The 6,790-nt window shown below is 67.7% G+C and carries 5 protein-coding genes; all 5 read left to right on the forward strand.

Annotated elements, in window-relative coordinates; genetic code table 11:
- The first annotated feature begins 27 nt into the window (after positions 1-27).
- The 5 genes from OMP44_RS24590 (at position 28) to OMP44_RS24610 (ending at position 6,708) form a co-directional block, all read left to right on the forward strand.
- The gene (locus OMP44_RS24590) at positions 28-954 is read left to right on the forward strand and encodes a sugar ABC transporter substrate-binding protein (protein WP_187980435.1); all 927 of its coding nucleotides are present in this window, start codon (positions 28-30) and stop codon (positions 952-954) included.
- A 439-nt stretch (positions 955-1,393) separates the two neighbouring features.
- A complete protein-coding gene (locus tag OMP44_RS24595; protein WP_133861582.1) occupies positions 1,394-2,947 on the forward strand; it encodes a sugar ABC transporter ATP-binding protein in 1,554 nt (517 codons plus the stop codon).
- 59 nt (positions 2,948-3,006) lie between these two features.
- Positions 3,007-4,032 carry an ABC transporter permease gene (locus OMP44_RS24600; RefSeq protein WP_133861581.1) on the forward strand — a complete coding sequence of 342 codons (1,026 nt, stop codon included), beginning with the start codon at positions 3,007-3,009 and terminating at the stop codon, positions 4,030-4,032.
- A 248-nt stretch (positions 4,033-4,280) separates the two neighbouring features.
- Entirely contained in the window at positions 4,281-5,390 is a 1,110-nt protein-coding gene (locus OMP44_RS24605; protein ID WP_133861580.1) for a Gfo/Idh/MocA family protein, read from the forward strand.
- Positions 5,391-5,439: 49 nt separating this feature from the next.
- Positions 5,440-6,708: a DUF445 domain-containing protein gene (locus tag OMP44_RS24610; RefSeq protein WP_280311557.1), complete on the forward strand. Its 1,269-nt coding sequence runs from the start codon at positions 5,440-5,442 to the stop codon at positions 6,706-6,708.
- The last annotated feature ends 82 nt before the right edge of the window (positions 6,709-6,790 follow it).

The raw sequence follows: 6,790 nt of genomic DNA on the forward strand, positions 1-6,790 counted from the left end.
CGTCACCCCACGAATGGAGCCTGAACCATGCAGAAAAAAACTCGCTTTGCCACCCTGGCGCTGTCGCTGCTGCTGGGCAGCAGCGCGGCCCTGGCGGACCTCAAGGTCGGGGTGACCATGTCGTCGTTCGACGACAACTACCTCACCTATGTCCGCGAATACATGACCAAGAAGGCCAAGACCGACGGCGTGCAGCTGCAGTTCGAGGACGCCCGCAACGACGTGGTCAAGCAGCTCACCCAGGTGCAGAGCTTCATCAGCCAGAAGGTCGATGCGGTCATCGTCAATCCGGTGGACACCGCCGCGACCCGGACCCTGACCGAGGCCGCCACCAAGGCCGGCGTGCCCATCGTCTACATCAACCGCCGCCCCGACGAGCCCACCCTGCCGGCGGGCGTGGTCGCGGTGACTTCCGACGACAAGGAAGCCGGCCGCCTGCAGGCGCAGTACGTGGCGGACAAGCTCGGCGGCAAGGGCCAGGTGGCCATCCTGCTGGGTGATCTGGCCAACAACTCCACCCACAACCGCACCGCCGGGGTGAAGGAAGTCCTGGCCAAGTATCCGGGCATCAAGATCGTCGAGGAGCAGACCGCGGCCTGGCAGCGCGACAAGTCCATGGACCTGACCAGCAACTGGCTGCTGGCCGGCAAGGAACTCAACGCCATCTTCGCCAACAACGACGAGATGGCCATCGGCGCGGCCATGGCCCTGCGCCAGGCCGGCAGGAAGGACGTGCTGGTCACCGGCGTCGACGGTACGCCCGACGGCCTGGCGGCGATCAAGCGTGGCCTGGTGACGGTCTCGGTGTTCCAGGACGCCAAGGGCCAGGCGGAAGGCGCCCTCGATGCGGCGCTGAAGATGATCAACAAGACCCCCGGCGAGCAGAACGTGCTGATTCCCTTCCGCCTGATCACCCCGGAGAACGTCGCCGAATTCCAGGCCATGACCAAATGACCTGAGGCGCCTGCGCCGTCCTGGAACGAGGGCGGGACGCCGCGCCAGAACGGCTTTCCAGAGCAAACGGGCAGTCCGGCAACGGACCGCCCGTTTGTCTATCTGGGGCCTTGCCAGCGGCGCCGGGCGGGTTGCGGACCCTCGATGATTATCACCTAAAAATTCCAAAAAGATATTGACTGGAATTTATTTTCCAATAGAGTCGAGGGCAAGCCAAGACGTACAGCGGTGCCTCGCCCCGGCGAACGCACCCTTCAACAAGAATAAAAGGTGCCGTCATGCCATCCCGCTCCCTGTCCCTGCATAGGTCTCCGATCGCCTGTCCGCCAGATACCTGCCTGCACCTGGCCCGCGCCGTCATGGCCAGCCCTTCGCCCAGCGCCCTCTACTGACCAGCGACCCGCGCCGCCTGGTCGGCGCCCGCGAGGAGATCGTGATCATGCTCAGTTCCGCCACCCCTGCCGTCGCTCCCGCCACCGCGGCCACGGCCGCGCCCGGCGAATACCTGCTGGAAATCGTCGACGTCACCAAGGAGTTTCCCGGCGTCAAGGCGCTGTCCCACGTGCAGCTGCGGGTGCGTCCCGGCACCGTGCTGGCGCTGATGGGCGAGAACGGCGCGGGCAAGTCGACGCTGATGAAGATCATTGCCGGCATCTACCAGCCCGATGCCGGCGAGGTGCGGCTGCGCGGGGTGCCGGTGCGCTTCGAGACGCCGCTGCAGGCACTGCAGTCGGGGATCGCCATGATTCACCAGGAACTCAATCTGATGCCCTTCATGACCATCGCCGAGAACATCTGGCTGGGTCGCGAACCGCTCAATGCCCTGCACCTGGTGGACCACGGCAAGATGCGTCGCCAGACCCAGGCGCTGCTGGACCGACTGCGCATCGCCCTGGACCCGGAAGACAGCGTGGGCAGCCTGTCCATCGCCGGGCGGCAGATGGTGGAGATCGCCAAGGCGGTGTCCTACGACAGCGATGTGCTGATCATGGACGAACCCACCTCGGCCATCACCGAGACCGAGGTGGCGCATCTGTTTTCCATCATCGCCGACCTCAAGGCCCAGGGTAAGGGCATCGTCTACATCACCCACAAGATGGACGAGGTGTTCCAGATCGCCGACGAGGTCGCGGTGTTCCGCGACGGCCAGTACATCGGCCTGCAGCGCGCCGACAGTATGAACGGTGACGGCCTGATCGCCATGATGGTGGGGCGCGAACTGACCCAGCTGTTCCCGGAGCGCACCGCGCCGCGCGACGAGGTACTGCTGTCGGTGCGCGACCTGGGCCTGGACGGGGTGTTCTCCGGCGTCTCCTTCGACCTGCGCGCCGGCGAGGTGCTGGGCATCGCCGGACTGATGGGCTCGGGGCGCACCAATGTCGCCGAGACGCTGTTCGGCGTGACCCCGGCCACGGCGGGCGAGATCCGCATCGACGGCCGGCCGGTACGGATGAGCGATCCTCATCTGGCGATCCAGAAAGGTCTGGCGCTGCTCACCGAAGACCGCAAGGACACCGGCATCTTTTCCTGCCTGTCGGTGGGGGAAAACATGGAGGTGGCGGTGCTGAATGGTTTCGCCAGCGGCGGCTTCGTGCAGCAGCAGCGCCTCGACCAGCTCTGCGAGGAGATGCGCCAGCAACTGCGGGTGAAGACCCCCTCGCTGGACCAGTGCATCGCCAATCTCTCCGGCGGCAACCAGCAGAAGGCGCTGATCGCCCGCTGGCTGATGACCCGGCCGCGCATCCTCATCCTCGACGAGCCCACCCGCGGCATCGACGTCGGCGCCAAGGCCGAGATCTACCGGCTGATCGCCAAGCTGGCCGCCGAGGGCCTGGCGGTGATCATGATTTCTTCCGAACTGCCCGAGGTCCTGGGCATGAGCGACCGGGTGATGGTGATGCACGAAGGCACCGTCACCGGCTTTCTCGATCGCGGCGAAGCCACCCAGGAGCGGGTCATGCACCTGGCCTCGGGCAATCCCGTACTGCACTAGCGCACCCTTCGCGCGGTGGGCTGCGCCCATCGCTCCCGGCATACAAGAGGTAGAACAAGATGAGTGCCCTCCTGGACAAGAAAACCGCCGAGCTACCCAGCGCGCGCCCGCGGCGCCGCATTCCCACCGAACTGGGTATCCTGCTGGTGCTGCTGGGCATCGGCCTGGCCTTCGAGGCCTTCGGCTGGGTCCTGCGTGACCAGAGCTTCCTGATGAATTCCCAGCGCCTTGTGCTGATGATCCTGCAGGTCTCGATCATCGGCCTGCTGGCCATCGCCGTGACCCAGGTGATCATCACCACCGGCATCGACCTCTCCTCCGGCTCGGTGCTGGCGCTGTCGGCCATGGTGGCGGCGAGTCTGGCCCAGGGCTCGGACTTCGGCCGGGCGGTGTTTCCCTCGCTGACCGACCTGCCGGTCTGGGTGCCGGTCATGGCCGGCCTCGGGGTGGGGCTGCTGGCCGGCGCCATCAACGGCAGCATCATCGCCGTCACCGGCATCCCGCCCTTCATCGCCACCCTCGGCATGATGGTCTCGGCCCGCGGCCTGGCGCGCTACTACACCGAAGGCCAGCCGATCAGCATGCTGTCCGACAACTACACCGCCATCGGCGCCGGGGCCATGCCGGTGATCATCTTCCTGGTGGTGGCGGTGATCTTCCACATCGCCCTGCGCTACACCAAGTACGGCAAGTACACCTATGCCATCGGCGGCAACATGCAGGCCGCGCGCATCTCCGGCATCAACGTCAAGAAGCACCTGATCATCGTCTACAGCATCGCCGGCCTGCTGGCGGGCCTGGCCGGGGTCGTGGCCTCGGCCCGCGCCGCCACCGGCCAGGCGGGCATGGGCATGTCCTACGAACTGGACGCCATCGCTGCGGCGGTGATCGGCGGTACCAGCCTGGCGGGCGGGGTAGGGCGCATCACCGGCACCGTGATCGGCGCCCTGATCCTCGGCACCATGGCCAGCGGCTTCACCTTCCTCGGGGTGGACGCCTACGTCCAGGACATCATCAAGGGCCTGATCATCGTGGTCGCCGTGGTCATCGACCAGTACCGCAACAAGCGCAAGGCCAAGCGCTAGGGCTGGCGCCTTCCCCTCTCCCTGGGAGAGGGCCGGGGTGAGGGGCCGAGCCAGCACCCGACCGTTTTTCCCCCTCTCCCCCTGGGAGAGGGCCGGGGTGAGGGCCGAGCCAGCACCCGACCGTTTTTCCCCCCTCCCCCTGGGAGAGGGCCGGGGTGAGGGCGCCCCCACCCCTAAGCCATCCCTTTTACCCGGTCGGCTACTGGCTTGGCCGGCCGGGTCTTTCTACACCCCTGACGGAGAACGACATGCGCGACATCGGCATCGGTCTGATCGGCACCGGCTTCATGGGTCATGCCCATGCCCAGGCCTTCCATCACGCGGCGAGCAGCTTCGCGCTCCCGGTCCGCCCGCGGCTGGTGGCCCTGGCCGACGCCGATCCGGAGCGCGCCGCTCGCTGCGCCGACGCCTGGGGCTTCACCCGCAGCTGCGATTGGGAAAGCCTGATCGCCGATCCCCAGGTCGAGCTGGTGGCCATCACCACGCCCAATCTGCTGCACGCGCCCATGGCCCTGGCCGCCCTGGCGGCGGGCAAGGCGGTCTACTGCGAAAAGCCCCTGGCGGTGAGCCTGGAGGAGGCGACGCAAATGCGCGACGCCGCGCGCCAGGCCGGGGTGGTCAACCGGGTCGGCTACAACTACCTGCAGAATCCCATGCTCAGGCAGGCGCGTGAGCTAATCGACAGCGGCGAACTGGGCGAGATCGTCAGCTTCAGCGGCGAATTCAGCGAAGACTTCATGGGCGATCCCCAGGGGCCCTTCACCTGGCGCTGCGAGACCCGCCAGGCTGGCGGCGCCCTGGCCGATCTGGGCAGCCATATCCTGTCGCTGGCGCGCTTCCTGCTCGGCCCGGTGGCGGCGCTCTGCGCCGATCTGCACACCGCCCATGGCCAGCGGCCCCACCAGGGCGGCACCCGGACGGTTGAGATCGACGACCAGGCCCATCTGCTGCTGCGTTTCGCCAGTGGCGCCCGCGGCACCCTGACCACCAGCTGGCTCAAGCACGGGCGCAAGAATCGTCTGGCCTTCGAGGTCTGCGGCACCCGCGGCACCCTCAGCTTCGACCAGGAGCGCCTCAACGAACTGCGCCTCTACCAGGTCGGTGACCGTCCGGGCCTGGCCGGTTTCCGTACCCTGCTGGCCGGTCCGCACCTGCCGGACTACGCCGCCTTCTGCCCGGCCCCTGGCCACCAGCTCGGCTACAACGAACTCAAGACCCTGGAGGTCCGCTCGCTGCTGGAGGCCCTGGGCGGCAACCCCGGGCATACCGGTGTCGACTTCCAGGAAGCTTGGGAAGTGGAACGCCTGGCCCAGGCCGCGCGCCAGTCGGCGCAGGAGGAGCGCTGGGTCAGGCTCTAGTCTGGGGTAGGATGCTGGGATCATCCCGCGCGAGGACTGTCCCTCTTCCATGACCACACTCTCCGGCGACGGCCTCACCCCGGTCCGGCGCATGAAGCTCATCGCGCTGCTGCTGCTGTTCCTAGCGGCCGCGCTCTACTGCCTGGCCACTGCCCTCGAGGCCAGCCATCCGGCCTGGGGCTACGCCGCCGCCTTCGCCGAGGCGGCCATGGTCGGGGCCATCGCCGACTGGTTCGCGGTGACCGCGCTGTTCCGCCATCCGCTGGGCCTGCCGATTCCCCACACCGCCATCATCCCGCGCAACAAGGCCGGAGTCGGGCGCAAGCTGTCGGACTTCATCTGCCTGCACTTCCTCGCCACGCCCCAGGTGCTGGCCAAGCTGGAGGAACTGGACGCCGCCGGGCGCCTGGCCGGCTGGTTGCGCCAGCCGGACAACGCCGCCGCGGTGGCCAGCCAGGCCACCGGCGTCGCCCGCTATTCCCTGGAAGCCCTGCGCGAAGTGCGGGTGCAGGCCTTCATCCGCCGGGTAGCGGTGGAGCGGCTGCAGCGCCTGGACGTGGCGGCGCTGTCCGGCGAACTGCTCGACATGCTGACCGCCGACGGTCGCCATCAGGCGGTGCTCGACGAGGTGCTGCAGGAGATCGATCGCCTGCTGCAGGACGAAGACACCCAGGCGCTGATCGCCCGCACCATCGGCGGCGAGCTGCGTACCCTGAAGTACCTGGGCCTGGACGAGCGGGTCGGGCGCTGGTCGGCGATCAAGGTGGTGCAGGCGGTGTCGCGCCTGATCGGCGAGATCAGCCATGACCGCGAGCACGAGTTGCGCCGGCATTTCGATGGCTATCTGGTCGGCTTCATCGAGCGCCTCAAGGAGGACCCGGCCTTTCGCCTGCGCGGCGAACAACTGCGCGACCGGCTGCTGGAACACCCGGCGCTGGCGGGTTATCTGCAAGAGCTGTGGGACCAACTGGTGAACTGGCTGCAGGCCGATCTCGCCGCCCCGGATTCGCGCATCCGCCGGCGCCTGGGCCGGCTGCTGGCCGAGCTGGGCGACACCCTGAGTCGCGACGAAGCCATGCGACGCTGGATCAACGAGCAGCTGATGGCCGTGGCACCGCCCTTCATCGACCGCAACCGCCAGCGCATCGGCGACTACATCGCCGCCCGCGTGGCCGCCTGGGACACCGACGAGCTGGTCCAGCAACTGGAACAGAGCGTCGGCAAGGACCTGCAGTTCATCCGCATCAACGGCACCCTGGTGGGCGGCCTGGTGGGGCTGGTGCTGCATGCCCTGACGGTTTGGCTGGGGCCGGGGTAGGGCAGCCAGAGCACACGTGGAAAAGGCTACGCCGTTTTCCACCCTACCGCTGCATGCTCTGACAGTGTGGTCGGGGTCGGGG

It is taken from the genome of Pseudomonas flavocrustae (genome assembly GCF_029872515.1).
In the GTDB taxonomy this organism is placed as follows: Bacteria; Pseudomonadota; Gammaproteobacteria; order Pseudomonadales; family Pseudomonadaceae; genus Chryseomonas; species Chryseomonas aestiva.